Raw genomic sequence first — 25,303 nt, 5'->3', positions numbered from 1 at the left:
AGCTCCGTTTCCCGGCCCACCGGGCCTGTTATCCCTGCCCTTGCGGGCCTCAAGCGATCGGGACCGAAATCCCTGATCCCTCGCTCGTTGTTCAGTCGCTCTGGCGGTCCGCCTGCGTCGCCGCGATCAGCTCGTCGGTCAAAATGAGTTTGGCATCGGCGACCTCGCCAAGCGGCAGCCACACATCCTCGTTGCCGCCTTCGCTGGTCACCCGAATGCCCGTGGTGCCGTCGCGTACACCGAGCAAGATGCCGCGGAAGCGCTTGCGGCCGTTCTGCAAGGCCGCCATTTCAATTTTCGCTTCGTGGCCGGCCCACAATTCGAAATCCTTCACCCGCGTCAACGGGCGGTCGATGCCAGGAGAGGACACTTCCAGATGGTAAGGCCGCCCGACCGGATCGTCGACATCGAGAGCCGGCGACAGGTCGCGGCTGATGGCTTCGCAATCGTCGACGCCCATCGTCCCATCCGGGCGCTCGGCCATGATCTGCACGGTCATGCCATTCTGGCCCAACACTTTGACGCGCACGAGTTCGTAGCCGAGGCCCGCGACGACGGGCTCGGCGATATGTGCGATGCGAGCTTCCAACCCGGTCTCGCGGATCAATCGCTCGCTCGACGGAGTGTGCATGTCTGAGTCGGTCATCTTCCTCCCGAAGATGCGGAAACCCGCCTTGCAGCAACGGCTTGAGCCAAGTGGCGGCAATAAAAAAGAGCGGGACCCGGAGGACCCACTCTCGACGGTATTCGAGAATTGTTGCCGCCGATATACGATTTTACCGCCGACGTTTCAAGCGCCCCGAGAAGACTTCGCCGAGACGCGGGGTCAGGCGCGCGAAAACACCAGGATCGCAGCGGCCAGATCTTCGAGTGCCGTCCCGACCGATTTGAACAGCGTGATCTGGTCGTAGAAGCGGCGGCCGGCCTTCTCGCCGCGAGTGAGCTCGAAGAGGTCCGCGGTGATATCGTCTGCCGTTAAGACGCCGCTTTCAAGCGGCTGCGCGATGTCGCCCGCTTCCTTCATCGCCCCCTCGCGCGTGTCGACGAAGACGCGGGCACGGCGGATGGCGTCGTCGTCGGTTTCGCGCATCTCCGGGCGGAAACCGCCGACGAGGTCGAGATGGGCGCCGGGCTTGAGCCATTCGCCCTTGACGATCGGATGGTTCGACAAGGTCGCGCAGGAGACGATGTCGGCGCCGCGCACGGCGCCTTCCAGATCTTCGGTGAAATGCGGACGGTAGCGTCGCGGGCGCAGTCTTTCCGCAAGCCGTTCCGCCTTTTCAGGGCGTCTGTTCCAGATGAGCACTTCTTCAATCGGGCGCACGGCCGCATGCGCTTCGATGAGATAGGGGGCAAGCGCACCGGCGCCCACCATAAGAAGGCGCTTCGCGTCTGGGCGGGCAAGATAGGAGGCGGCGAGTGCTGAGGCCGCCGCCGTACGCCACACCGTCAGCGCGGACCCGTCGATGACGGCGAGCGGCTCACCGCTCTTGCCGGAAAAGAGGAGGTAGACGCCGGCAACGGCCGCCTTGCCGCGGCTTGCATTGTCGGGAAAGACCGTCACGATCTTGACCCCGACATAGCCGCGCTCGGAATGGCCCTGCTGATCGAAATCGTTCCACGACGGCATCAGAAGCAGCGTCGCTTCCGCCTGATCGGGAAAATGGATCGAATGATGATGGCGGACCGGTGTCACGACCCCTTGTCGAAAGGCGCCTCTCAGCGTTTCGATAAGCTCGGGGAAGGTCAGAACATCCGCGATATCGGCTGCGGGAATGACGCGCATCGAAAGATCCGCTGTCAGGCGCGCGGCGCCGGCCCCGCAAGAAGGCCGGCATTTTCACGTGCCTGCCGTTCCGCCTTGTCGGCGCGAGCCTGAAGCGTTGCCGCCTCGTGCCGCTTTTCGCGGGCCTGCCGGCGATATTTGCGCTGTCCGTTCCACATGACGATGCCGCCGCAGATGGCACCGATGGCAAAGGCGGCGAACGCCACCTGATACAGTGCCAGCTCGACCCTGAGAACGGGGTCGTCGGCATCGAACGGGTTGAGCCTGAGTGCCACCGTCTGATCGTTGGCGACGGCGAGAAGCGCGATCACCACCAGGATCGGAAGCAGGATGATCCACTTGATGAGCCAAGCGAGCTGTTGCATCGCCTTATTCGTCTCCGCCGTTGAGCCTGAGCCGCATTTCCTTGCCGGTCTTGAAGAATGGCACGTATTTCTCTGAGACGGAAACGGCTTCCCCGGTTCGGGGGTTGCGGCCGGTGCGGGCAGGCCGGTTCTTCACAGAAAAAGCGCCGAATCCCCTGAGTTCGACACGATCGCCGCGGCACAGCGCCCCGACGATTTCTTCCAGAATAGCGTTCACGATCGCTTCCACATCCCGTTGATAGAGATGCGGATTTTTGTCCGCGAGCTTCTGTACGAGTTCTGACTTGATCATCGCCGTCCCCCTAGCGACCTGATCTTATTGAAGAATTACCCTGCCAAACGGATACGAGCCCGTCAACAGCGAGCCGCTGCGGCAGAGTACCCAAAAGCGCCTGAAACTGGTCTTCCAGACCCAGCGCCTTCACAACCGCCGCCGCGCCGGCGGAGGTGAGACCGGAGAACGTCCCCTCGTCCTTTTCCCAGTCATTGAGTGGCAGGTCGGCAGAGACGTTGCGCTCTGCCGAAAGCCACGCTTTGGCTTCGTCTTCGCCCCCGACGGCATCGATCAGGCCGTTTTCGACGGCCTGGCGCCCGGTGAAGATGCTTCCGTCGGAGAGGCGGCGCGCCGCATCGGGCTGAAGGTTGCGGCGCTCTGCCACGAGACCGACGAACCAATCATAAGAGCTGTCGATGACCGACTGCACCATGGCAAGCGCTTCCGGGCTCGGCGCCTCGAACGGCGTTGGCTCGCCTTTCAGTGGGCTGCTCTTCACCTCGACGTAATTGACGCCGAGCTTGTCGAGAAGATTTTCAACCGTCGCGAACTGCAGGATCACCCCGATCGAGCCGGTCAGGGCCGTCTCGCGCGCCAGAATATGATCGGCGCCGATTGCCGTCATATAGGCGGCAGAGGCCCCGAGACCCTCGATCGTTGCGACCACCGGCTTCTTCTGAGCCGCCTCGCGCACGGCCTTATAGAGTGCCTCGCCTCCGGATGCCGCGCCGCCGGGTGAATCGATGCGCAGGATAATGGCCTTCACGCTGTCCGTGTCGGCCGCCTGCTTGAGGAGGTCCACCGCGTCGGGACGGGTCGGGATGAAGCCCTCCACCGAGATGCGTGCAATCTGGTCGTTGGACCCGCCGACGACACCGGATTGCTGCACGAAAAAGGCCACGGCGACGATCGCCACGACGAAGGCGACGACCCGCCAGAAACTGGCGCGGCGCCGCAAACGGCGGCGCTCGATAAGATCCTCAGTGTCCATCCGGTACTCCTTCCGGGCGAGGTAGCAGCAGCCAGACACAGCCGCAAGCGCTCGCATGCATTTCTGCCCGCTACATATTCGTCAATCTGCAAGCGTCGCAGCTTCGGAAACTTGGGGCCTTCCGCCCGGTCGATGTGGCATCGGCGCGACGCTGTCGTTAAGCTTCGCGCATGCCGACCGCTTCCGCTACAAAAACCGCTCCGGCGTCGTCCCCGGTGCCCCGTCCTGCCGAGCCTGCTCTCAAGGAGGCGGCTGCTCCCAAGCTGACGCCGATGATGGAGCAATATATCGAGATCAAGGCGGCCAATCCGGATTGCCTCCTGTTCTATCGCATGGGCGATTTCTACGAGCTCTTTTTCGATGATGCGGAGAAGGCGTCGCGCTGCCTCGGCATTGCGCTGACGAAACGCGGCAAGCATCTCGGCGAAGATATCCCGATGGCCGGCGTGCCCGTGCATGCGGCCGACGATTACCTGCAGAAGCTGATCTCTTCGGGGTTCAGGGTTGCCGTCTGCGAGCAGACGGAAGATCCGGCGGAGGCCCGACGCCGCGGATCGAAATCCGTGGTCCGGCGCGAGGTGACGCGCCTCGTTACGCCCGGCACGCTCACCGAAGAGACGTTGCTCGACGCGAGGCGCAACAACTTTCTGGCGGCCGTCAGCCGGATCCCGGCCTCCGACGGCGAGGTCCCGGCCCATGCGCTCGCCTGGATCGACATTTCGACCGGTGAGTTCTGCGTGACGACCGTGCCGGCGGGTGGGCTGGAGCGCTGTCTTGCCCGGCTCGAGCCGAGTGAGGTGCTCGTCGTCGACAGGCTGGCGAGCGACCAGGCGCTGGCATCGGCCGTCGGTGTCGTTGGGGCGACTTTGTCGCCTCTGCCGGCCTCGTTTTTCGAACTGGGGACGGCGAGCGCACGCATCACGACCTATTTTGGCGTCGCCTCGCTCGACGGCCTCGGCGATTTCTCGCGCGCCGAGACGGCCGCGGCCGCGGCCATCCTCGCCTATGTTGAAAAGACCCAGATCTCGGCGCGGCCGCCGATCGCCCCCTTGCGCCGCGAGCATGACGGCGCGGCGATGCGCATCGACGCCGCAACACGTGCCAATCTGGAACTCTTCCGGACCCTGCACGGCGAGAAGAAGGGCTCGTTGATCGAGGCGATCGACCGCACGGTGACACCCGCGGGCTCGCGTCTTCTCGCCCAGCGACTGGCAAGCCCGTTGACCGATCCGGCCGCGGTCAATCTTCGCCTCGACAGCGTCGCGACGCTTCTCGAGGAAGACGCGCTCAGAACCAGAATGCGGCGCGTTCTCAGTGAGGTACCTGATATTCTGCGCGCCCTCACGCGCTTGACCTTGGACCGCGGTGGACCCCGCGATCTCTCCGCGCTTTCCTCCGGTCTGCGGGTCGCTCTGTCTTTGTCGGAACTCTTGTCTGAGCTCGATTTATCCGCAGAATCAGAGCTTAAGGAAATCACCAACGTCCTCTCCCGCGCGCCCCGCGCGTTCAGTCAGTCGGTCGACTCAGCACTTGCCGAGGAGCTGCCGCTCCTCAAACGGGACGGCGGCTTCGTGCGGGCAGGTTTCTCTTCCGACCTGGACGAGCTCCGGCTTCTCCGCGACGAAAGCCGTCGCATCATCGCCTCCCTGCAGAAGGAATACAGCGACGCGACAGGCGTTCGCGGGCTCAAGATCCGCCACAACAACGTGCTCGGCTATTTCGTCGAGGCGAGTGCCGCCCAGGCCGCACCCTTGCAGAAGGCGGAATCCGGCTTCATCCACCGCCAGACACTCGCCAATGCGATGCGCTTCACGACGCCGCGGCTCGGAGAGTTGGAGCGTGAGATCGCCTCCGCCGCCGATCGGGCGCTGGCGATTGAGCTGCAGATTTTCGCCGATCTCGCACGATCGGCCGGGAAGCTCGCCGGCGATATCCGCCAGACGGCCGAAGCGTTGGCCGCCCTCGATGTCGCCGCGGGCTTTGCCGAATTCGCAGCGGCAGAAAACTGCGTTCGCCCTCAAATCGACGCAAGCCGTGCCTTTGTCGTGGAGGAGGGGCGTCATCCCGTGGTGGAACAGGCGCTGCGCCGCTCGGGCGACAGCTTCGTCGGCAATTCCTGCCACCTGGGCAACGCCGACGACGAGACGGGTCGCATCTGGCTCGTCACCGGTCCGAATATGGCCGGCAAGTCGACGTTTCTGCGCCAGAACGCCCTCATTGCGATCCTCGCCCAGACCGGCGCCTATGTTCCGGCAAAGGCCGCGCATATCGGCGTCGTCGATGGGCTCTTTTCCCGCGTGGGGGCTGCCGACGATCTCGCCCGCGGCCGCTCCACCTTCATGGTGGAGATGATCGAGACGGCCGCGATCCTCAATCAGGCGGGGCCCGGAGCCCTCGTCATTCTCGACGAGATCGGCCGCGGCACGGCGACGTTCGACGGACTTTCCATCGCCTGGGCGGCGGTTGAACATCTGCATGAGCAGAACCGCTGCCGCACACTCTTTGCCACCCATTACCATGAGCTCACCGCGCTCTCCGGCAAGCTTCCCCGCCTCGACAACGCCACGATGCGGGTCAAGGAATGGAAGGGCGATGTGGTTTTCCTGCACGAGGTCGTGTCCGGCGCTGCCGACCGCTCCTACGGCATCCAGGTCGCAAAACTCGCCGGCCTGCCGTCGCCTGTTATCGCCCGCGCTCGCATCATCCTCGACCGTTTGGAGGCGGCCGACCGCAAGTCCAGTCCGGCGGAGCTGTTGAACGATCTGCCGCTCTTCGCCGCAAGGCCGGCGCGTGTCGAGATCGATGAAGAAACGACGAAGCTGTTGGCTTATATTGACGGGCTCGACCCGGACGAGCTCAGCCCAAGGCAGGCTCTCGACCAATTGTTTGAACTGAAACGCCTGCGTCGATCGGCAAAGACATGAGCGTCACTGAAACCGAACTCCGTTCTGCAATAGATCTCGACTTTTCCCGCTACGCGGATTTGCCGATCGATCCCGAGCGATTGGCAGAGGTGTTTCGTGCGCCTCTTTCCGAAGGCGATCCGGCGAGGTCTGAGGCGCGAGCGCAGCTTCTTGCTGGGCTCAAAGCCGTCCTCGGCGAGGCGCGTGCCAAGGTGCGCGAGGACCTGGAGTCCGACGGCAAGGGGGTCCGGGCCGCGCAGAGGCTTTCGACCTTCTTCGATGCCATGATCGTGGCTCTGGTCGATTTCGGTGGCCTGGTCTATCCGGCGAGCAATCCTTCCTCCGCCGAGAGGCTGACGGTTGCCGCCGTCGGGGGGTACGGCCGTGGCACGCTTGCGCCGGGCTCCGACATCGATCTGCTTTTTCTGTTTCCCTACAAATCTACGGCCTGGTCGGAGAGCGTGACGGAATTCGTTCTCTACATGCTGTGGGATCTCGGCCTCAAAGTGGGCCACGGAACCCGCACGGTGACGGAATCGATCCGCATGGCCAAGCAGGACATGACCGTGCGCACGGCGCTTCTGGAGGCGCGCTTCCTCTGCGGCGAGGACAGTCTCTTCAAGGATCTGCAGGAGCGCTTCAACAAGGAGGTGGTTGCGGGCACGGCACCGGAATTCATCGCCTCCAAGCTCGCAGAACGCGATTCCAGGCATTCGCGCATCGGCACGTCACGCTATCTGGTGGAGCCGCATGTCAAGGAGGGCAAGGGCGGCCAGCGCGATCTGCAGACGCTCTATTGGATCGGCAAATACGTCTACCAGACCCATGCCGGCGGCGAGGCGCTGGTCGAGGCGGGGCTCTTGAGCCGCGCCGAAAACCGTCTCTTCCGAAAATGCGACGACTTCCTCTGGGCGGTGCGCTGTCATCTGCATTTCATCACCGGCCGGGCGGAAGAACGCCTTTCTTTCGATCTCCAACCGGAGCTCGCCCGTAGGCTCGGCTACACCCGGCATCCCGGGCTCAAAGCCGTCGAGCGCTTCATGAAGCATTATTTTCTCGTGGCGAAGGATGTGGGCGATCTGACGCGCATCGTCTGTGCGGCGCTTGAAGAGCGCCAGCAGAAGAAGGAAGCGCGTCTCAACCGTCTCCTGCGGACGTTCAAGGTGCGCCGGCAGGAGGCCGCTTTTCTCGGCGACTTCTATGTCGAGAACAACCGGCTGCGCGAGCGCGACGAGGGCGTCTTTACCCGCGATCCGGTCAATCTCATCCGCGTCTTTCATTATGCCGCGGAAGGCAGCCATGCCTTCCATCCCGATACGGTGCGCCTCATCACGAAATCGCTGCGCCTGATCGGGCCGGACCTGCAGAAAGACCCGGAGGCGAACCGGCTGTTCCTCTCGATCCTTTGTTCGGGAGAGAATACCGAGGTGGTTCTGCGGCAGATGAACGAAACCGGAGTGCTCGGGAAGTTCCTGCCGGAGTTTGGGCGCATCGTCGCGATGATGCAGTTCAACATGTATCACCACTTCACGGTGGACGAGCATCTGATCCGTACGATCGGAACGCTGGCTGCGTTGGAAAGCGGACGCCTCAGCGAAGACCTGCCGTTGTGCACCGATTTCATGTCGGAGATGCCCGACAAGACGGTGCTTTACGTGGCGCTACTTCTGCACGACATCGCCAAGGGCCGGGTTGAGGATCATTCTATCGCCGGCGCCCGCATTGCCCGAAAGGTCGGCCCTCGGCTTGGTCTGAGTGCGCAGCAGACGGAAACCGTCGCCTGGCTCGTGGAACAGCATCTCACGATGTCGATGACGGCGCAGTCTCGCGACCTTGCCGATCGGCGCACCATCATGGACTTCGCCAAGGTGGTGCAGACGACGGAACGCCTGAAGCTGCTTCTGATCGTCACCGTCTGCGATATCCGTGCCGTCGGGCCGGGTGTCTGGAACGGCTGGAAGGGCCAGCTCCTGCGCACGCTGTACAACGAGACAGAGCTGATCCTGACCGGCGGCCATTCCAAGATTGCCCGCAACGAGCGCATCGCCCGCGCCCGCGCCGAGCTCTCCGCCAATCTTTCCGATTGGCCGCAGGAAGAGCGCGAACGTCTGCTCGAACTGCATTATCCGGCCTATTGGCTGCGCACCGCGCTTGAAGATCAGGTCCGGCACGCGGAGTTCATCCGTCGCACGGGTGGTGGCGACCGGCCCTTCGCCCATGAGGTGACGGTGCGCGATTTCGAGGCCGTCACCGAGATTTCCATTCTGACGCCCGATCATCCGCGGCTTCTCGCTTTGATGGCCGGCGCCTGCTCGGCGACGGGTGCGAACATCGTCGACGCGCAAATTTTCACGACCACCGACGGGCGCGCGCTCGATACGATCGTCGTCTCCCGCGCTTTCGAGGCGGAGGCGGACGAACGACGCCGCGCCGAGCGGGTCGCAGCATTGATCGAACAAGCGCTGGCCGGCCATGTGCATCTGCCCGACATGCTCGCCAAGCGGCGTGAAGGGCCCGCCAAGCAGGATGCCTTCACCATCGAGCCGGACGTCAAAATCGACAATTCTCTGTCCGACCGCTTCACGGTGATCGAGATCGCCTGTCTCGACCGCATCGGGCTTCTCTATGATCTGACGAGAGTGATCGCCGATCTCAGTCTCGACATCGCCTCCGCCCACATTGCCACCTTCGGCGAACGCGCGGTCGATACGTTCTATGTGACGGACCTTCTCGGCCAGAAGATCACGGCGCAGGCGCGCCAGAAGCGCATCCGCCGCGAACTGGTCGCCATCATCGAAGGCGCTGCCGCGGAAGCGGCTGCATTGGCCGCCTCTTGAGGGCGGCCTCTTTGCCTCTTTTCTTCCCCACGCGCTTTTCTCCACAATGAGCCGCTGCCCGTGAGTCTCGTCAAAAAATTCGTCTCCGTCGGCGGCGCAACGCTCGCCAGCCGGGTTCTCGGTTTCGTCCGCGAAATGTTGATCGCCGCCGCGCTTGGCGCCGGGCCGGTGGCGGATGCCTTCTACGCCGCCTTCCGATTTCCGAACCTGTTTCGCAGGCTCTTTGCAGAAGGCGCCTTCAATGCGGCCTTTGTGCCGCTTTATTCGCGCACGCTCGAAGGCGACGGCGAGGATCGAGCCAGGCTTTTCGCCGAGGACGTGCTGGCGGCGCTGATGTTCGTGCTTCTCGCGCTCACCGCTATCGTGATGGTGGCGACGCCGCTCATCGTCACCATTCTGGCGCCGGGCTTTCGCGAGGATCCCGCAAAGTTCACCCTGACGATCGAGCTTTTCAGGGTGATGTTTCCTTATCTCGTCTTGATGTCACTGACGGCGATGGTGACGGGCGTCTTGAACGCCCACCGCACTTTTTTCATTCCCGCGCTCGCCCCCGTCCTTCTCAACCTCACCACCATCGCGGCGCTCGCCGTTACGTTCTTTCAGGACATGAGCGGACCCCAGGTGGGCCGCATCCTCTCCTGGTCGGTGCTGGTGGCGGGTGTTCTGCAGCTCGTCATGGTCGCTTGGGCGGCGCGCCGCATCGGTTTCCATATGCGTCTGAAGCGGCCCAAGCTGACACCCAGCGTAAAGCGGCTTCTCTGGCTTGCGGCACCCGCGGCCGCCGCCGGCGGGATCACCCAGATCAATCTCTTCATCGGCCAGATCATCGCCTCGACGAAGGCCGGCGCCATCTCCATCCTGCAATATGCCGACAGGCTCTATCAGTTGCCGTTGGGTGTGGTGGGGATCGCAATCGGTGTCGTGCTTCTGCCGGAACTGTCGCGCACCTTGAAGGCGGAGCATTTTCGGGAGGCGACGCATGTGCAGAACCGAGCGCTCGAATTCGCATTCTTCCTGACGCTGCCGGCGGCGGCGGCACTGATTTCCATTCCTGAGACGCTGGTGAGTGTGCTTTTCGAACGCGGTGCCTTTTCGGTGGAAACGCGAGAGGCGACGGCCGCGGCCCTACGCGTCTTCGGTTTCGGCCTGCCAGCCTTCGTCCTCGTCAAGGTGTTCACGCCCGGCTATTTCGCCCGTGAGGACACCAAGACGCCGATGATGTTTTCGGCGATTGCGGTGGCGATCAACGTGGCGCTCGCTCTGACGCTCTTTCCGATTTTTGCCGAGGCGGGAATCGCGACCGCCGAGGCGGTTGCTGGCTGGACCAACATCACGCTGCTCCTGCTGACGTTGCGCCGCCGCGGCCATTGGGCGGTCGACAGCGTCGTTCTGCGCCGGACGCCGCGCATTGTCGCAGCATCGGCCGTTCTGGGCGGTGTGCTCTACGCCGGCGCTTTCTGGCTGGCGCCCCTGATGGCGCCGGGCGAACCCTTCCTCGTGCGCTTTGGTCTGCTGCTTGGTTTGTGCGGCGTTGCGGCCGCCATTTACTTTGCCGTGGCGCATCTGATCGGTGCTGCGGACCTGCGTGCGCTCGCCGGTCTCATGCGGCGCAGGGCTGCGTGAAGCGGCCTTGCGTGGCGGTGATGCAGCGGCGATAACGGCATCCCAAATTCCCACCGTTTCCTTCGGACATTCCCTATGACAAGCCATCCACACCGTGTCTTTTCCGGCATGCAACCGACGCATTCGCTGCATCTCGGCAATTATCTCGGGGCCATGGTGAACTGGGTGAAGATGCAGGAGACGCATGATTGCATCTATTGCGTCGTCGATCTCCACGCCATCACCCTGTGGCAGGATCCGAAGGAGCTGCGCTCCAATATCCGCGAATTGACCGCCGCCTATATCGCCGGCGGCGTCGACCCTGAGCGCTCCATCATCTTCAATCAATCGGCTGTGGCGGCACATGCCGAGCTCGCCTGGGTGTTCAACTGCGTCGCCCGCATGGGCTGGCTCAACCGGATGACGCAGTTCAAGGAGAAGGCGGGCAAGGACCGCGAGAACGTCTCTACGGGCCTCTTCGTCTATCCCAACCTGATGGCCGCCGACATTCTCGTCTACCGGGCAACGCATGTGCCGGTCGGCGAGGACCAGAAGCAGCATCTGGAACTCGCCCGCAACATCGCGCAGAAGTTCAACAACGACTTCGCCGAATCGATCGCCGCGAACGGTTTTGCGGAGGAGTTCTTCCCGCTGCCTGAACCTTTCATCACCGGGCCGGCGACGCGCGTCATGAGCCTGCGCGACGGCACCAAGAAGATGTCGAAATCGGACCCTTCCGATTATTCACGCATCAACATGACCGACGACGCCGATGCGATCGCGCAAAAGGTGCGCAAGGCGCGTACCGATCCGGAGCCGCTGCCCTCGGAGTTGGAGGGCCTCAAGGATCGTGCCGGCGCAGAAAACCTCGTTGGCATCTATGCCGCGCTCGCCGGCACGAGCAAGGAAGCCGTGCTCGCTGAATATGGCGGTCAGGGCTTTGCCGCTTTCAAGCCGGCGCTTGCCGATCTCGCCGTCGCGCGTCTCGCCCCGATCGCCGACGAGATGCGACGCCTCCTTGCCGACCCGGCAGAGATCGACGCGCTTCTCGCCCGCGGCGCGGACCGGGCACGCGAAATTGCCGATCCGATCATGGATGAGGTGAAGGACGTGGTCGGCCTTTTGCGGCCGCACGCGACGGGAGGACATGCCGCATGATGGCGACGGCAGTCTTGCTGACAGCTCCCGCGAATGGCAGCATGGGCGTATGATGCGGCCGAGACGCGCCCGGGCCGAGGGCCATAAGCGGAAATTCCTGGTGGTGATCGACGACACGCCGGAATGCGTGCGCGCGATGCGCTATGCCGCCAAGCGTGCGGAGCGCACCAACGGTGCCGTCACCATGCTTTTTGTCATCGAACCGGGCGATTTCCAGCATTGGCTGGGGGTCGAGGAAGTGATGCGCGCCGAAGCGATGGAGGAGGCGGAGAACATTCTGGGCCGCTTCGCCTCGCGCATGGCCGACGTGTCGAGGATCGAGCCCGAGCTCGTCATCCGTGAAGGCAAGCGCGCCGATGAGATCCGCAAGCTCATCGAAGAAGACGAGGACATCGCCATTCTCGTCCTCGCCGCCTCTGGTGGCTCGGAAGGTCCGGGCCCGCTCGTCTCCTCGATCGCGCAAAAAGGCGGCGCCGCATTCCCTATCCCGGTCACGATTGTCCCGGAGAACCTCTCAGACGAGGTGATGGACGAGATCGTCTGAGGACGATGTTCCTGCTTTGATCTGAAGGCTTCCGTCCGGGAAGAACAAAGCAAAAACGCCCGCCAACATCTTGGGACGCTGGACGTTCTTCATCTAAAATCATGAGATTTCCACAGCTTTACCACAAGCTGTGGAAGGTCTCTTCAGGTGTCAACGCCGCAACTGCCCGCCGGTTGCCTTCTCAACGGCTCGAACGACGCGGCTGGAAACTGCCTCGATCTCCGCTTCTGTCAGTGTCCGGTCATCAGGCGTGAGCGTCACTTCGATGGCAAGGGATTTATAGCCTTCACCGATCGCCGCGCCCTTGAAGACGTCGAAGACGTTGACCTGAGTAATCAGGCTTTTTTCCGCACCCTTCGCCGCACGCACCAGCTTTTCCGCCGGAACACTGTCTTCGATCACGAAGGCGAAGTCCCGTCGAACCGTCTGGTAACCCGAAATCTTCAACGCCGTGCGTGCGGCACGCTGCGATTTCGGCACCGGAATGGCGTCGATGTCGATCTCGAAGCCGACGAGCGGTCCCGACACATCGAAGGCTTCCAGGATGTGGGGATGAAGTTCGCCGAATGTGGCGAGTTTGTTCTTCGGACCGAGAGTGACCGTGCCGACACGCCCCGGATGATACCAGTCGGGCCCTTCGGCCTGCACCTGAACCTTGTCGACAGGTGCGCCGAGAAGTTCCAGAACCGCGAGCACGTCGGCTTTGGCGTCGAAAAGGTCGACGCCGCGCGGCGCCTGAAGCGCGCTGCGCGGTCCCGTCGCGCCCAGGCGGATGCCCGAGGCGTGGAGGCGTTCATCCTCCGGGCGGTCGCCCGGATAGACCTGTCCGACCTCGCAAAGCGCCTGCGTTTCCGTTCCCCGGTCGGCGTTCTTGGAGGCGGCCGCGATCAGTCCCGCAAGCAGCGAGGGCCGCATATCGGAGAGTTCCGTGGAGATCGGGTTGTCGAGTGCGAGACGGTCTTCGCCTCCGCCGAAGAGACGCGCCTGATCTGACGGCAGGAACGACCAGGTGACGGCCTCGTTGAAGCCGCGCGAAGCAAGACCGCGGGCGGCTCGAAACCGGCGCCGCTGCTGCACGGAAAGCTTCGGCTTCGTGACCGCGTCCGTGCGCGGCAGCATGACATGCGCGATCTTCTCGAGCCCATGGATACGCACGATCTCTTCCACGAGATCTGCCTCGCCATTCACGTCCGGACGCCAGGAGGGGATCGCCGCGACGATCTCCTCATCGGTGCCGGCAACGGCGAAGCCGAGACTTTCTAGAATGTCGACTTGTGCTCGTGGAGCAATCTCTACGCCCCCCAGCGTCTTTACGCGGTCCATGCGCAGGCGCGCATTGGCGTTTCTGAGCGGGGCTTCCCCGGCTATCACGATCTCGGAGGCTTCGCCCCCGCACATGTCGAGGATGAGGCGGGTGGCGATCTCCGCGCCCGGCTCGGTGAAGGCCGGGTCGATGCCGCGCTCGAAGCGATAGCGCGCATCGGAAAGAAGATTGAGCTTGCGGCCGGTGGAGGCGGTACGGATGGGGTCGAAATAGGCCGATTCCAGAAACACCTCCGTCGTCGTCTCGCTGACGCCCGACACCTCGCCGCCCATGACGCCGGCAAGTCCTTCCGGCCCGGCATCGTCGGCAATCACCGTCATCGTCTCGTCGAGCGTATAGGTGCGCCCGTCGAGTGCCTCGATGGTTTCGCCGGGCTTTGCCAGGCGCGCATGGATCGTGCCTTTGACTTTCGCGGCATCGAAGACGTGCAGCGGGCGGCCATAGGCGATGGTCATGTAATTGGTGACGTCGACAAGGGCAGAAATCGGCCGAAGCCCGATCGCCCGTAGCCGCTTCTGCATCCAGGCCGGCGAGGGGCCGTTCTTGACGCCGCGGATATAACGGCCGACGAAATGCGGGCAGGGGCTCGTATCCTCGTCGGCAAAGCGCAGCTCGACGCCGATCGGGCTTTCAAACGCGCCCTCGACCGGTGCCGTGTCGAGCGGCTTCAACGTGCCCATTCCGGCGGCGGCGAGGTCGCGGGCGATGCCGTAGACGCCGAGAGCATCGGGGCGGTTTGGGGTCACGCCGATATCGATGACGGGATCGTCCAGCCCCGCCCAGGCCGCATAAGGCGTGCCGACCGGTGCGTCATCGGGAAGATCGATGATGCCTTCGTGATCGTCGGAGAGCATCAATTCGCGTTCCGACACCAGCATGCCGTTCGAGGCCTGGCCGCGGAGATTGCCGGCCTTGAGCTCGATGCCGGTGCCTGGAACGTAAGAGCCGACGGGCGCGAAAACGCCGATCATTCCGGTTCGGGCATTGGGTGCGCCGCAGACGACCTGAATGGCCTCGCCTGTGCCCGGATCGACCTGACAGACGCGCAGCCTGTCGGCGTTTGGATGCTGCTTGGCTTCGAGCACCTTCGCGATGACAAAGGGCTTCAGCGCATCGGCCGGGTTGGTGAGGCTTTCGAGCTCGAGCCCGATCATGGTGAGCTTGTCGGCGATTTCCTCTGCCGAGGCGTCGGTGTCGAGGAAGGATTTGAGCCAGGAGAGAGTGAATTTCATTTTTGTCTTCGTCGCGATCGTTGCCGATCCCTAGACGCCTACGCCTCACCAAGCAAGGTGGGCGGGCAGGCGAGGTGTCGCGACCGCGAGGAAGATCCGTGGCGGAAATGGCGGTAAGCCGGTGCTGGCGAACCCCCAGCCCGTCCCGGGGGAGATCTTTGCGCCGTCATAAAAGTCCGCATGGCACGATGGCGGTGCCGAGTTTTCACTTTTCGTGCAGCCGGCACCCGCTCTGTCGGGCGCATTTGGTCAAGTTTCAGGCGCGGCGCCAACGCGGGACCGGTAGCCTTGGAGAGGCGCGATCAAACTCTCGCCCCCGGCGCTGACGCGAGGCTCAGGCTGCCTGCGCCGTCTCCAAAAACTTCGAGATGTCTCCCTGCAGCCGGCCAAGCTCCCGGTCGAGCGTGTCTTTCGCCATCTTGACCTTATGGGCGACATTGGCGGCGTTGCTCGTGGAGGAATTGAGGATCTCCATACTCTCCACCACCGAGCGCGCATTGTCCGCGGTCTGATTGACGTTGCTGGCGATATCGGCGGTGGCCGCGTTCTGCTCTTCGACGGCGGCCGAGATCGCCGTCGCGGTCTCGCTCACTTCCTCGATGATGCGGCTGATGTCACCGATGGAATCCTCCGTCTCCTGCGTCGCGGCCTGGATGGCGGTGACGAGCCCGACGATTTCTGTCGTCGCTCTCGCGGTCTGGCCGGCGAGCGCTTTCACTTCCTGGGCGACGACGGCAAAGCCTTTGCCGGCCTCGCCGGCGCGTGCCGCCTCGATCGTGGCGTTCAGCGCCAGGAGATTGGTTTGCGACGCGATCTGGTTGATGAGATCGACGACGGCACCGATCTGGCGCGCATGTCCGGCGAGCCCGGAGACCGATTGTCTCGTCGTCTTGGTGCCGACAACGGCGCTCGAAACGATTTTCGCCGAGCGTCCGGCGTGTTCGGCGATTTCGCGGACAGACGCGGCGAGCTGTTCGGCCGCAGCCGCGCCGGCCTGCATGTTCGAGGCTGTTTGTTCCGCCGCGGCCACCACCTGTGTGGCAAGCGCGCTCGCCGAACCGGTTGTGCCGTCGAGGGTCTCCGCACTCGTCGACAGGTCGAGATTGGCCTGGCGAGACACGGAGAGACTTTCCTCCACCGCGACCGAGAAGGCCGAAATCGCTTCCGCAAGCGTTGCCCCGCGGCGCTGGCGCTCTTCGACGAGGACCTCTTCATAGACGGAGATGGCGATGTCCATGTCGAGCATCACCGCCTTGTTCATCGCGGTCAGCCAGTGGTTGCGGGTGCGGCGACCGACCCGGCCCAGCGACGTGATGTGGCGGACGAGCTCGTTGAGGACGAAGGCATAGCCGCCGATGTACCAGCGCGGCTCCAGGCCGATCTTATGATGGATGAGGCCGATGCGGCGGATGGAGGCGAAATAGGCATCGTCGAAGGCGCCGGAAAATAGATGCCCCCAATGGCCGGCCTGGAGACCTACGAGCCGATCCTGCTTGTTGCCCATCATCGCCTTGAGATGCGGGACCTTGCCGACATGGTCGTAGAAGCGATGGATGATCCCGGGCAGTGCTGGCTCGATCAGCGGCCACATGGCGTGCAGCTGATCGCGCTCCTCTTGTCCAATGTTGAGAAAGGACAGTCGCTCCCGCAGCGCGGATTCAGTTTCCATAATGTCATCCCCATCGCTCTCCGCCGATAGCGGCCCGCACGGGGAAGTTGCACATCAAGAGGTTGCGCGAAGCTTACGTCGCGACCAGAGGGAGAGTCGCCTTAGATCACTTCGAATAGACGGCGTCGACGCGAACCGCCGCACCGGTGCGCACGGTCCAGTTGCCCACCGTGACGGCGTCGTCGGACGCCGGGGCGGGAGCCGGCGCGTTCTGGCAGCCGGCAAGCCCGAGGATCAAAAACACGAGGGGAAGGAGCCGCACTCCCTGGCGCATCAACTCAAGCCTTCGGCAACGCTCGGCATGTCGAGCGCGGCAAAGCCATAATGCCGGAGCCAGCGCAGATCCGCCTCGAAGAAGGCGCGCAGATCCGGAATGCCGTATTTCAGCATGGCGAGCCGGTCGAGCCCCACGCCAAAGGCGAAGCCCTGATATTTTTCCGGATCGAGACCGCCGGCACGGATGACGTTCGGGTGGACCATGCCGGAACCCAGAATCTCCAGCCAATCGTCGCCCTCCCCGATTTTCAGCTCCCCGCCTTCCCAATGGCAGCCGATATCGACCTCCATGGAGGGCTCGGTGAACGGAAAGTGCGACGGGCGGAAGCGCATCTTCAGCTCCTCCACCTCGAAGAACGCCTTGCAAAAGGCCTCCAGCGTGCCCTTGAGGTGACCCATATGGGTCGTCTCGTCGATGACGAGGCCCTCGATCTGGTGGAACATCGGCGTGTGCGTGCGATCGGAATCGGAGCGAAAAGTGCGCCCCGGCGCAATTATGCGGATCGGCGGCGTCTCGTTTTCCATCGTGCGGATCTGCACGGGCGAGGTGTGCGTGCGCAGAACCATGCGCGATCCGTCTTCCTTCGGCTTCAGATAGAAGGTGTCCATCTCCTGCCGGGCGGGATGCTCCGGGGGAATGTTGAGCGCGCCGAAATTGTACCAGTCGCTTTCGATATGCGGCCCCTCGGCGACCGAAAAGCCCATATCGGCGAAGATGGCGATCACCTCCTGCCAGACCTGCGTGGTCGGGTGAATGGTGCCGCGCTGTTCCGGTCGTGCCGGCAGCGTGACGTCGATCGTCTCGCTCTTCAGCCGCTCTGTCAGCACCTTCTCTTTGAGAACGCTGCGCCGCGCCTCGATCTTTTCGGTGATGCGCGCCTTGAGGCCGTTGAGGGCCGGGCCGGCGACCTGGCGCTCCTCCGGCGTCATCTTGCCGAGCCCTTTGAGGCGTTCCGAGACGACACCTTTCTTGCCGAGCGAGGCGATGCGCGCGTCTTCCAGCGCCGCCTCGTTCTCTGCGTTATCGATGCGCTCAAGGATATCGCGCTCCAGCGCGAGGAGATCATTGTCTTCGGTCATGGTGGGAACCGCTCTAGCGTCATCGCGCGCCGGAGAAAAGACCTCTCGCTCTTCTGACGCAAGCGTGTGTCGTTCGAAAATCGCCGCAACGAAAAAGGGCGGCCCGCGGCCGCCCTTGAATATCGAATGCTGCAACCGGCGTCAGCGGACGGCGGCCTCGAACTCGTTCGGCGTATGGTCCTTGAGATACGCGAGCGCATCCTTCGCCTTGTTGGCGAGCGCCGTGAACGCCTCCGGCTCATGGATGGCGATATCGGACAGGACTTTACGGTCGACCTCGATGCCGGCTTTGCCGAGCCCGTCGATCAGGCGACCATAGGTGAGGCCGTTGAGGCGCGCAGCGGCATTGATGCGCTGGATCCAAAGAGCGCGGAAATTGCGCTTCTTCGCGCGCCGATCGCGATAGGCGTACTGGTTCGCCTTTTCCACCGCCTGCTTGGCGGCGCGGAAGGTCGATTTGCGGCGGCCATAATAGCCCTTCGCCTGCTTGATGACCTTTTTGTGCCTGGCGTGAGCCGTCACGCCGCGTTTCACACGTGCCATGATCCGCTCTCCTTAACGCTGGTAGGGCATGTATTTTTTGACGATCTTCGCATCCTGGTCGCTGAGCACCATCGTGCCGCGCGCGCTGCGGATGAATTTCGTCGTGCGCTTGATCATGCCGTGGCGCTTGCCGGCCGCGGCCACTTTGATCTTGCCGGAGGCGGTAAATTTGAAGCGCTTTTTGGCGCCCGCTTTCGTTTTCATTTTGGGCATTTTGCTCTCCTTTCCATAAGGAAGAGGCCCCGCCGGATGCGGAGCCCATCCCTGATCGGCTCATGTACGAGCTTTCTGGATCGCCACGGCATGCCCAATCCGCCCGAAGGCAGATAGCCGGGCGATCCGGCAGGCGCGCTTATAGATAAGCACCAAATCAAAGGCAAGGGCGCCGCCCCTGCCGTTTTTCACGAGAGGATCAATGCCGCTCCACCATACCTTCGGCCATCGCAGGCCGATGATGCGGAGATCTGGCCTGCCACATGCCGAAAGCCGGCAGAACTCCGGCTCTCGGTCGAGAGAGTCGCACCAACGCCGACCGCAGGCGAGACCGCCTTGCGACGCGGCGGATTGAGCCTTCGGTTATGCCTCGGCTGCCGCCTGAGCCGTCTGCCGATCGGTATCGTCCTCCGACTCCGTCTCGTTCGCCTCGTCGGCGTCGAGCTCGGGATCTTCGGCCTCCATCTCAGGCTCTTCGGCCTCGTCCGATGCATTGCCGTCTCGCTGCGCGGCGAGGCGTTCCTCGCGCTTGCGAGCCTTCTCGGCTTCCTTTTGCGCCTTCTGCAGAGCTGCGACCTTCCGCGGATCAGGACCAAGGATCATGATCATCTGGCGGCCTTCCATCTTGGGGGCATGTTCCACCCTGGAAAGGTCTTCCAGCTCGTCACGAACCTGATTGAGGACTTGCAGCCCGAGTTCCTGATGCGCCATTTCGCGCCCACGGAAGCGCATCGTCACCTTGACCTTGTCGCCGTCCTCGACGAAGCGACGCGCATTGCGCATTTTCACTTCGTAATCGTGCGTGTCGATGTTCGGCCGCATCTTCACTTCTTTGACGTCGACGGTCTTCTGCTTCTTGCGCGCCTCAGAGGCTTTCTTCTGCGAGATGTATTTGAACTTGCCGTAGTCCAGAATCTTGCAGACGGGCGGTCGCTGATTGGGCGAGATCTCGACGAGATCAAGCCCCGCTTCCGCGGCGATGGCCTTGGCCTCGTCCGTGGAAATGACGCCGTGATTAGTGCCTTCATGATCGATCAACTGGATCTCGGGAAGCCGGATCTCGTCGTTGACGCGGGGCCCCTCCTTCACCGGAGGTGGCGCACGATGGGGTCTGCGAATGGTCAGCTCTCCTTATATAATTGCTGTCTTGCAGGCTTGGAGCGGGCTCGTAGGCCACGCTGGGCGGGTACAATAGCATTTCGAGACGTAAATCGGAACGCAGGGCCGAGAAAAACCTCATCGAAACAAGGTCGCAGGCCCACCCGCCGGGGTCTGTCTTAGGTTTTTGCGCCTCTCGACAGAACTTCTTCGTAAAGCGCCAGCGTCTCCCGGGTCATCGCATCGAGGGAAAAACGCGACGCGTGGGCTCTGGCGCGTCGTGCCAGATCGTCGATCTCCAGATGGGTAAGCGAAAGGGCATGGTCAAGGGCGGCGGCAAGTGCTGCAGCATCGCCCGCCGGCACACGCCAGCCGGTTCTCTCCGCCTCTTCGGCCTCTGGCGGGGCGAGCACCGTCTCCCGCGAAGGACCGAGATCGGTGACGATGGCGGGGACGCCCATGGCCTGCGCCTCCACCGCAAAGCGCCCGAAGGCTTCCGCCTCGACGGAGGCGACGACCGCGACCGAGGCGAGCGCAAGCGCTGCCGGCACGTCGTCGCAATGGCCAGGAATGCGCACGCGCCCGCTGAGCCCCGCCTCCGAAACCTGTCGGCGCAGCCCGGCGAGATAGGCTTCCCTGCCTTGCGCGTCACCCGCGAGAACGAGCAGAAAATCCTTGTTGTCGGCAAGCCGCGCCGCCGCCTCGATCAGGGTAGGCTGCCCCTTCCATTGGGTGATGCGTGCGACATTGAGGATGACGGGCCGGTCCGCGGGCAGATCCCAGGCCTGGCGCAGCGCCTCGATGCGTGCCCCCGGCACGGCCGCCGGGTCGAAGCGGGCGAGATCGGTGCCTCTGTAAATCGTGCGAATGCGCTCCCGCGGCGTGCCGTGGCGCTGCATGATGATGCGAGCGGTGAAATCGGAATTGGCGATGACCTCCGTCCCGCGGGCCATCACGGAATTGTAGAGGCCTTTGACGGCGCCGTTCTGATTGTAGATGCCGTGATAGGTGGTGATGAAGGGCACGCCGGTCAGGCGGCAGGCGAGAAGCGCCGACCAGGCGGGGGCGCGGCTGCGGGCGTGGACGAGGTCGACCTTCTCCTGGCGGATCAGAGCGGCGAGCCGGCGGGCATTGGCGGCCATGACGAAAGGGTTCTTCGAGGCGACCGGCAGGCGCACCACTTCGCCGCCCTTGGCCTGCAACTCTTCTTCCATGCGTCCGCCTTCGCTGGCGACGAGGGCCCGCCCACCCGTCTCGACGACGGCCGCGGCCATGTCGACGGCGGTGCGCTCCGCGCCACCGGTTTCGAGCTGGGGGATTACCTGCAGGATGGTCTTTGGCATGAACGAAAGAGGCTGTGGACGGGTTGACGCCGGCACGGGCTCGGCGCACCTCCTGCGCCGTGTCCACAGCCGAGCTGCGAGGAGCGAGACTTAGAATGACGGAGACGGAGTTGCAAAGCCTCGCCGTTGGAGAGGGCAAAGAAAAGCGCCGCATCGCCGTTTTGAGGCGCAATGGCCGCAGTCCTGGTGTCGTCTCGCCTGGTGTTTTTTGGCTCGGCGGTTTCAAGTCGGACATGCGCGGCTCCAAGGCCGAGGCGCTCGATGCCTGGGCGGCGCAGAGCGGCCGCGCCGCCACCCGCTTTGATTATTCCGGCCACGGCCAGTCGGAAGGCGTCTTCCGCGACGGCACCATTTCACGCTGGCTGGAAGAGGCGCTTGCGGTCTTCGAGGCCTTCACCGAAGGGCCGCAGATCGTCGTCGGCTCCTCCATGGGTGGCTGGATTGCCCTTCTTCTGGCGAAGGCTCTGGCAGAACGCGGCGAAACGGACCGTCTTCAGGGCATGGTCCTGATCGCGCCCGCCATGGATATGACCAAGACGTTGATGAGCGATCATTTCGGCGAGGCGGAATGGGGGCAAATGGCGGAGAAAGGCTTCATCGAACAGCCTTCCGATTATGCCGCAGAACCCTATATCCTGACGCGAGAGCTGATCGAGGACGGCGAAAAGCATCTTTTCGGCGATGATCCGATCGAGATCGGGTGCCCGGTGCATATCCTGCAGGGCATGCGCGATACCGATGTCCCCTGGCGCCACGCCGAGGCGCTTCTCGACCGGCTCTGCTATGACGATGCGATCCTGACGCTGGTGCGTGATGGCGACCACCGTCTGTCGCGGCCGCAAGATCTCGCGCGGCTCGTTGCCGCGGTGGAGACGATGGCTGCCGAAGCGGTTCCCGGCAGAGGCTTATGAGGGGCCTCAAACCCCTGCCGATGTTGGACAAGACCAAGGATTCGTGCGACTGGAAGGCGATGGAGACAGAGGTCAAAATCTGTGGTTTGACGAAGCCTGAAGACATCGACGCGGCGCTCGCTGCCGGCGCCGATTGGATCGGCTTCGTCTTCTTTGCGAAGAGCCCGCGCTCGCTGTCGGTTGCGCGTGCGACGGAGCTCGCGGCACCCGCACGCGGTCGAGTGGGCATTGTCGCGCTGACCGTTGATGCCCAAGACGATCTCATCGAGGAGATCGCGCAGGGGCTCAGGCCCGACCTCATGCAGCTGCATGGTTCGGAAACGCCGGAGCGCGCTGCGGAAGTCCGCTCACGCTTTGGCCTGCGCACGGCAAAGGCGCTCGGTATCGGCGAGCGTGCGGATCTCGACAAGGTGTCCCTTTACGCCGGCCATGTCGAGCGTCTGCTTCTCGATGCCCGCCCGCCCAAAGGTGCGACGAGGCCAGGCGGTAACGGCGCGTCTTTCGACTGGCGTCTCCTGGAAGGCTTTGAGCCCGGTATGCCCTGGTTTTTGTCGGGCGGCCTCAATGGCGACAACATTGGCGCCGCTTTGGCGGCGACAAAGGCGCCGGCCGTCGATGTGTCCTCCGGTGTCGAGCGGGCGCCGGGTGAGAAGGATCCGGCCGAAATCGCTCGTTTCGTCGCGGCCGTGCGCGCCCATGATGCACGCTGCAAAGTCGCGGAAGACGCAAGGCCTGCGGCGAATGCCGCCCCGGTCGCTGCGGCCTGAGCAACGTTTGACTGTGAAGGTATTGTCCTGATGGCTGAGCCAGCAATGAAGCCCAATTCCTACCGCACCGGCCCGGACGAGCGCGGTCATTTCGGCATTTTCGGCGGCCGCTTCGTCGCCGAGACCTTGATGCCGAATATCCTTGAGCTGCAAGAGGCCTATGAGAGCGCCAAGGCCGATCCGGAATTCAATGCCGAGCTTGCTCATCTCGCCAAGCATTATTCCGGCCGGCCGAGCCCGCTCTATTATGCCGAGCGGCTGACCGAATATCTGCGCGAGGAGGCTGGCGCCGGCCGCGGTGCCAAAGTCTATTTCAAGCGCGAGGAGCTCAACCATACGGGCTCGCACAAGATCAACAATTGCCTCGGCCAGATCCTGCTTGCCCGCCGTATGGGCAAGACGCGCATTATCGCCGAAACCGGTGCCGGCCAGCATGGCGTGGCCTCGGCAACGGTGGCGGCGCGCTTCGGGCTTCCCTGCACGATCTATATGGGCAAGACCGATACGGAGCGGCAGAAGCCGAACGTCTTCCGCATGCGCCTTCTCGGCGCCGAGGTGAAACCGGTCACCGCCGGTGCCGGCACCTTGAAGGATGCCATGAACGAGGCGCTCCGCGATTGGGTCACCAATGTCGAGGATACCTATTACATCATCGGCACGGCCGCGGGCCCGCATCCCTATCCCGAACTCGTGCGGGACTTTCAGGCGGTGATCGGCAACGAGGCGAAGGACCAGCTTCAGGAGATGGAAGGTCGGCTTCCCGATGCGCTCGTCGCCTGTCTCGGCGGCGGCTCGAACGCGATCGGGCTCTTCCATCCTTTCCTCGACGATCCGGCGGTGCAGATCTACGGCGTCGAAGCCGGCGGCCACGGGCTCGATGTAGAGAACGGTCATGCCGCGTCTCTTAACGGCGGCTGGCCCGGCGTCCTGCACGGCAATCGCACCTATCTTCTGCAGAATGAGGACGGCCAGATCCTCGAAGGCCACTCGATCTCTGCCGGCCTCGATTATCCGGGCATCGGACCGGAGCACGCCTGGCTCAAGGAGACGGGGCGCGTCACCTATGTCTCGGCGACCGACCGCGAGGCGCTCGACGCCTTCCAGCTTTGCACACGCCTTGAAGGCATCATCCCCGCGCTCGAACCGGCCCATGCCTTGGCCCATGTGCTGAAGCTTGCGCCGCAGATGGACCGTGACCAGATCATCGTCATGAATATGAGTGGGCGCGGCGACAAGGACATCTTCGCTGTGGCCGAGCATCTCGATATGGAGATCTAAAGGGGGGACGATGACCTATTTTGAGATCTACCGTTCGCTGCAAAACCGCGATCATTATGTTGCCGTCCGTGCCGGTGACCATCGCGAGGAGGCCGAAGGCATTCGCAACAGCGAAAATCTCGTCTTTCTCCGCAACATTCCCGACGACGAAAACCCGCGCATCGCCTTCGATGCGGAAGTCGCGCGCGAGCATATCGAGCGCAACGGCTTCTTCGCTTTCGCCGTGACCATCGAAGTGAGAGAGCATGTCAGCTGAGATGTCTTCCGGCGGCCGGATCGCGCGCCGCTTTGCGACCGTCGCTCAGGAATTGCGGCCGGCCCTCGTCACCTTCGTGACCGCGGGTGATCCCGATCTTGAAACGAGCGCACGCATTTTGGGCGCACTGCCCAAGGCCGGTGCCGACATAATCGAACTCGGCATGCCTTTTTCCGATCCGATGGCCGATGGCCCCGCGATCCAGGCGGCTGGTCTTCGCGCGCTCAACGCCGGGCAGACCCTGAAGAAGACGCTCGCCCTTGTGCGCGGTTTCCGCGAAACCGATGCCGATACGCCGATCGTGCTGATGGGGTATTTCAACCCGATCTACCAATACGGGCCGGAGAAATTCGTCGCCGATGCCTGCGCTGCGGGCGTCGACGGGCTCATCGTCGTCGATCTTCCGCCGGAAGAGGACGACGAATTGTGCATCCCGGCGCTGAAGGGCGGGCTCAATTTCATCCGGCTTGCCACACCCACGACCGATGACAGGCGCCTGCCGGTGGTTTTGCAAAACACCTCCGGCTTCGTCTATTACGTCTCGATCAACGGCATCACCGGTTCTTCCGCCCCCAAGACGAGCGAAGTGGCGGCCGCGGTGGAGCGGATCAAGGCGCATACCGATCTGCCGGTCGCCGTTGGTTTCGGCGTCAGGACGCGCGAACAGGCAGCCGCCATCGGCCGCACCGCCGATGGGGTCGTTGTCGGCTCCGCGATTGTGCAGGCGGTCGCCGGAAGCCTGGATGAAAAAGGCCACGCGACCGACGGCACGGTTGCCGCCGTCGAGGCGCTGGTGCAGGAGCTGGCCGAAGGCGTGCGTTTCGCACGCCAGATGGCCGCCGAATAGGAGACA

At 63.5% G+C, this 25,303-nt stretch carries 22 protein-coding genes and 1 pseudogene; 10 read left to right on the top strand and 13 right to left on the bottom strand.

Translation table 11 applies throughout. The features are described from left to right. Positions 1 to 91: 91 nt before the first annotated feature. The 5 genes from rimP to sppA form a co-directional block, all read right to left on the bottom strand. Positions 92 to 646 (bottom strand): ribosome maturation factor RimP, encoded by a 555-nt coding sequence (gene rimP, locus J2R99_RS06140; RefSeq protein ID WP_307153568.1) that lies wholly within the window; start codon positions 644 to 646, stop codon positions 92 to 94. Positions 647 to 826: 180 nt separating this feature from the next. Next, a complete protein-coding gene (lhpI, locus tag J2R99_RS06135) occupies positions 827 to 1,786 on the bottom strand; it encodes a bifunctional Delta(1)-pyrroline-2-carboxylate/Delta(1)-piperideine-2-carboxylate reductase (RefSeq protein WP_307153567.1) in 960 nt (319 codons plus the stop codon). A 14-nt stretch (positions 1,787 to 1,800) separates the two neighbouring features. After that, positions 1,801 to 2,151, bottom strand: a complete 351-nt coding sequence (locus J2R99_RS06130) for a lipopolysaccharide assembly protein LapA domain-containing protein (protein ID WP_307153566.1) — start codon at positions 2,149 to 2,151, stop codon at positions 1,801 to 1,803. A 4-nt stretch (positions 2,152 to 2,155) separates the two neighbouring features. Continuing rightward, on the bottom strand, positions 2,156 to 2,443 hold the full coding sequence (gene ihfB, locus J2R99_RS06125) for an integration host factor subunit beta (protein ID WP_092811882.1): 288 nt from the start codon (positions 2,441 to 2,443) through the stop codon (positions 2,156 to 2,158). Between the two features lie 10 nt (positions 2,444 to 2,453). Then, positions 2,454 to 3,416: a signal peptide peptidase SppA gene (gene sppA / locus J2R99_RS06120; protein WP_307153565.1), complete on the bottom strand. Its 963-nt coding sequence runs from the start codon at positions 3,414 to 3,416 to the stop codon at positions 2,454 to 2,456. A gap of 170 nt (positions 3,417 to 3,586) precedes the next feature. Here sppA and mutS point away from each other — a divergent pair, with 170 nt between their 5' ends. The 5 genes from mutS to J2R99_RS06095 all read left to right on the top strand — a co-directional run bounded on the left by mutS (position 3,587) and on the right by J2R99_RS06095 (position 12,460). Beyond that, complete coding sequence (gene mutS / locus J2R99_RS06115; protein ID WP_442476014.1) at positions 3,587 to 6,340, top strand: DNA mismatch repair protein MutS; 2,754 nt, start codon at positions 3,587 to 3,589, stop codon at positions 6,338 to 6,340. Further along, the gene (locus J2R99_RS06110) at positions 6,337 to 9,156 is read left to right on the top strand and encodes a [protein-PII] uridylyltransferase (RefSeq protein WP_307153564.1); all 2,820 of its coding nucleotides are present in this window, start codon (positions 6,337 to 6,339) and stop codon (positions 9,154 to 9,156) included. Before mutS ends, J2R99_RS06110 begins: the two co-directional genes overlap by 4 nt. A gap of 60 nt (positions 9,157 to 9,216) precedes the next feature. Continuing rightward, a complete protein-coding gene (gene murJ / locus J2R99_RS06105) occupies positions 9,217 to 10,779 on the top strand; it encodes a murein biosynthesis integral membrane protein MurJ (protein WP_307153563.1) in 1,563 nt (520 codons plus the stop codon). 75 nt (positions 10,780 to 10,854) lie between these two features. Continuing rightward, positions 10,855 to 11,916: a tryptophan--tRNA ligase gene (trpS, locus tag J2R99_RS06100; RefSeq protein ID WP_307153562.1), complete on the top strand. Its 1,062-nt coding sequence runs from the start codon at positions 10,855 to 10,857 to the stop codon at positions 11,914 to 11,916. A gap of 49 nt (positions 11,917 to 11,965) precedes the next feature. Then, the gene (locus J2R99_RS06095) at positions 11,966 to 12,460 is read left to right on the top strand and encodes a universal stress protein (protein ID WP_307153561.1); all 495 of its coding nucleotides are present in this window, start codon (positions 11,966 to 11,968) and stop codon (positions 12,458 to 12,460) included. A gap of 150 nt (positions 12,461 to 12,610) precedes the next feature. On the opposite strand, the gene pheT is transcribed toward J2R99_RS06095, so the two are convergent. The 8 genes and pseudogenes from pheT to J2R99_RS06055 form a co-directional block, all read right to left on the bottom strand. Further along, positions 12,611 to 15,016: a phenylalanine--tRNA ligase subunit beta gene (gene pheT / locus J2R99_RS06090; RefSeq protein ID WP_307153560.1), complete on the bottom strand. Its 2,406-nt coding sequence runs from the start codon at positions 15,014 to 15,016 to the stop codon at positions 12,611 to 12,613. Between the two features lie 334 nt (positions 15,017 to 15,350). After that, the gene (locus tag J2R99_RS06085) at positions 15,351 to 16,685 is read right to left on the bottom strand and encodes a protoglobin domain-containing protein (protein ID WP_307153559.1); all 1,335 of its coding nucleotides are present in this window, start codon (positions 16,683 to 16,685) and stop codon (positions 15,351 to 15,353) included. Between the two features lie 106 nt (positions 16,686 to 16,791). Beyond that, positions 16,792 to 16,962, bottom strand: a complete 171-nt coding sequence (locus J2R99_RS06080) for a hypothetical protein (RefSeq protein WP_307153558.1) — start codon at positions 16,960 to 16,962, stop codon at positions 16,792 to 16,794. Next, positions 16,959 to 18,041, bottom strand: coding sequence for a phenylalanine--tRNA ligase subunit alpha (gene pheS / locus J2R99_RS06075; protein ID WP_307153557.1), 1,083 nt, complete (start codon positions 18,039 to 18,041; stop codon positions 16,959 to 16,961). Before pheS ends, J2R99_RS06080 begins: the two co-directional genes overlap by 4 nt. A gap of 141 nt (positions 18,042 to 18,182) precedes the next feature. Continuing rightward, a complete protein-coding gene (rplT, locus tag J2R99_RS06070; protein WP_092811868.1) occupies positions 18,183 to 18,584 on the bottom strand; it encodes a 50S ribosomal protein L20 in 402 nt (133 codons plus the stop codon). 12 nt (positions 18,585 to 18,596) lie between these two features. Further along, on the bottom strand, positions 18,597 to 18,797 hold the full coding sequence (rpmI, locus tag J2R99_RS06065) for a 50S ribosomal protein L35 (RefSeq protein ID WP_307153556.1): 201 nt from the start codon (positions 18,795 to 18,797) through the stop codon (positions 18,597 to 18,599). 588 nt (positions 18,798 to 19,385) lie between these two features. After that, a pseudogene (gene infC, locus J2R99_RS06060) lies at positions 19,386 to 19,916 on the bottom strand (translation initiation factor IF-3); the annotation flags it as partial. A gap of 158 nt (positions 19,917 to 20,074) precedes the next feature. Beyond that, entirely contained in the window at positions 20,075 to 21,238 is a 1,164-nt protein-coding gene (locus J2R99_RS06055) for a glycosyltransferase (RefSeq protein ID WP_307153555.1), read from the bottom strand. Between the two features lie 95 nt (positions 21,239 to 21,333). Here J2R99_RS06055 and J2R99_RS06050 point away from each other — a divergent pair, with 95 nt between their 5' ends. Genes J2R99_RS06050 through trpA form a run of 5 tightly spaced genes read left to right on the top strand, consistent with a single transcriptional unit; the run spans position 21,334 to position 25,297 of the window. Continuing rightward, positions 21,334 to 22,149 carry an alpha/beta hydrolase gene (locus J2R99_RS06050; protein WP_307153554.1) on the top strand — a complete coding sequence of 272 codons (816 nt, stop codon included), beginning with the start codon at positions 21,334 to 21,336 and terminating at the stop codon, positions 22,147 to 22,149. Between the two features lie 59 nt (positions 22,150 to 22,208). Beyond that, positions 22,209 to 22,916 (top strand): phosphoribosylanthranilate isomerase, encoded by a 708-nt coding sequence (locus J2R99_RS06045; RefSeq protein WP_370872329.1) that lies wholly within the window; start codon positions 22,209 to 22,211, stop codon positions 22,914 to 22,916. A gap of 30 nt (positions 22,917 to 22,946) precedes the next feature. Beyond that, on the top strand, positions 22,947 to 24,194 hold the full coding sequence (trpB, locus tag J2R99_RS06040) for a tryptophan synthase subunit beta (protein WP_307153552.1): 1,248 nt from the start codon (positions 22,947 to 22,949) through the stop codon (positions 24,192 to 24,194). Between the two features lie 10 nt (positions 24,195 to 24,204). Beyond that, positions 24,205 to 24,450 (top strand): hypothetical protein, encoded by a 246-nt coding sequence (locus J2R99_RS06035; protein WP_307153551.1) that lies wholly within the window; start codon positions 24,205 to 24,207, stop codon positions 24,448 to 24,450. Further along, entirely contained in the window at positions 24,440 to 25,297 is an 858-nt protein-coding gene (gene trpA / locus J2R99_RS06030) for a tryptophan synthase subunit alpha (RefSeq protein ID WP_307153550.1), read from the top strand. Before J2R99_RS06035 ends, trpA begins: the two co-directional genes overlap by 11 nt. The last annotated feature ends 6 nt before the right edge of the window (positions 25,298 to 25,303 follow it).

The sequence above is a fragment of the Rhodopseudomonas julia genome (assembly GCF_030813515.1).
GTDB lineage: Bacteria > Pseudomonadota > Alphaproteobacteria > Rhizobiales > Afifellaceae > Afifella > Afifella julia.
Note: the sequence above shows the minus strand (reverse complement) of the source record. Positions and strands in the feature narration are given on the sequence as shown.

Coding starts and splice junctions, on each gene's coding strand:
- rimP (WP_307153568.1), bottom strand. CDS start 646: ATGACCGACTCAGACATGCACACTCCGTCGAGCGAGCGATTGATCCGC.
- lhpI (WP_307153567.1), bottom strand. CDS start 1,786: ATGCGCGTCATTCCCGCAGCCGATATCGCGGATGTTCTGACCTTCCCC.
- J2R99_RS06130 (WP_307153566.1), bottom strand. CDS start 2,151: ATGCAACAGCTCGCTTGGCTCATCAAGTGGATCATCCTGCTTCCGATC.
- ihfB (WP_092811882.1), bottom strand. CDS start 2,443: ATGATCAAGTCAGAACTCGTACAGAAGCTCGCGGACAAAAATCCGCAT.
- sppA (WP_307153565.1), bottom strand. CDS start 3,416: ATGGACACTGAGGATCTTATCGAGCGCCGCCGTTTGCGGCGCCGCGCC.
- mutS (WP_442476014.1), top strand. CDS start 3,587: ATGCCGACCGCTTCCGCTACAAAAACCGCTCCGGCGTCGTCCCCGGTG.
- J2R99_RS06110 (WP_307153564.1), top strand. CDS start 6,337: ATGAGCGTCACTGAAACCGAACTCCGTTCTGCAATAGATCTCGACTTT.
- trpS (WP_307153562.1), top strand. CDS start 10,855: ATGACAAGCCATCCACACCGTGTCTTTTCCGGCATGCAACCGACGCAT.
- J2R99_RS06095 (WP_307153561.1), top strand. CDS start 11,966: ATGATGCGGCCGAGACGCGCCCGGGCCGAGGGCCATAAGCGGAAATTC.
- pheT (WP_307153560.1), bottom strand. CDS start 15,016: ATGAAATTCACTCTCTCCTGGCTCAAATCCTTCCTCGACACCGACGCC.
- J2R99_RS06085 (WP_307153559.1), bottom strand. CDS start 16,685: ATGGAAACTGAATCCGCGCTGCGGGAGCGACTGTCCTTTCTCAACATT.
- pheS (WP_307153557.1), bottom strand. CDS start 18,041: ATGACCGAAGACAATGATCTCCTCGCGCTGGAGCGCGATATCCTTGAG.
- rplT (WP_092811868.1), bottom strand. CDS start 18,584: ATGGCACGTGTGAAACGCGGCGTGACGGCTCACGCCAGGCACAAAAAG.
- rpmI (WP_307153556.1), bottom strand. CDS start 18,797: ATGCCCAAAATGAAAACGAAAGCGGGCGCCAAAAAGCGCTTCAAATTT.
- J2R99_RS06055 (WP_307153555.1), bottom strand. CDS start 21,238: ATGCCAAAGACCATCCTGCAGGTAATCCCCCAGCTCGAAACCGGTGGC.
- J2R99_RS06050 (WP_307153554.1), top strand. CDS start 21,334: ATGACGGAGACGGAGTTGCAAAGCCTCGCCGTTGGAGAGGGCAAAGAA.
- J2R99_RS06045 (WP_370872329.1), top strand. CDS start 22,209: ATGGAGACAGAGGTCAAAATCTGTGGTTTGACGAAGCCTGAAGACATC.
- trpB (WP_307153552.1), top strand. CDS start 22,947: ATGGCTGAGCCAGCAATGAAGCCCAATTCCTACCGCACCGGCCCGGAC.
- J2R99_RS06035 (WP_307153551.1), top strand. CDS start 24,205: ATGACCTATTTTGAGATCTACCGTTCGCTGCAAAACCGCGATCATTAT.
- trpA (WP_307153550.1), top strand. CDS start 24,440: ATGTCAGCTGAGATGTCTTCCGGCGGCCGGATCGCGCGCCGCTTTGCG.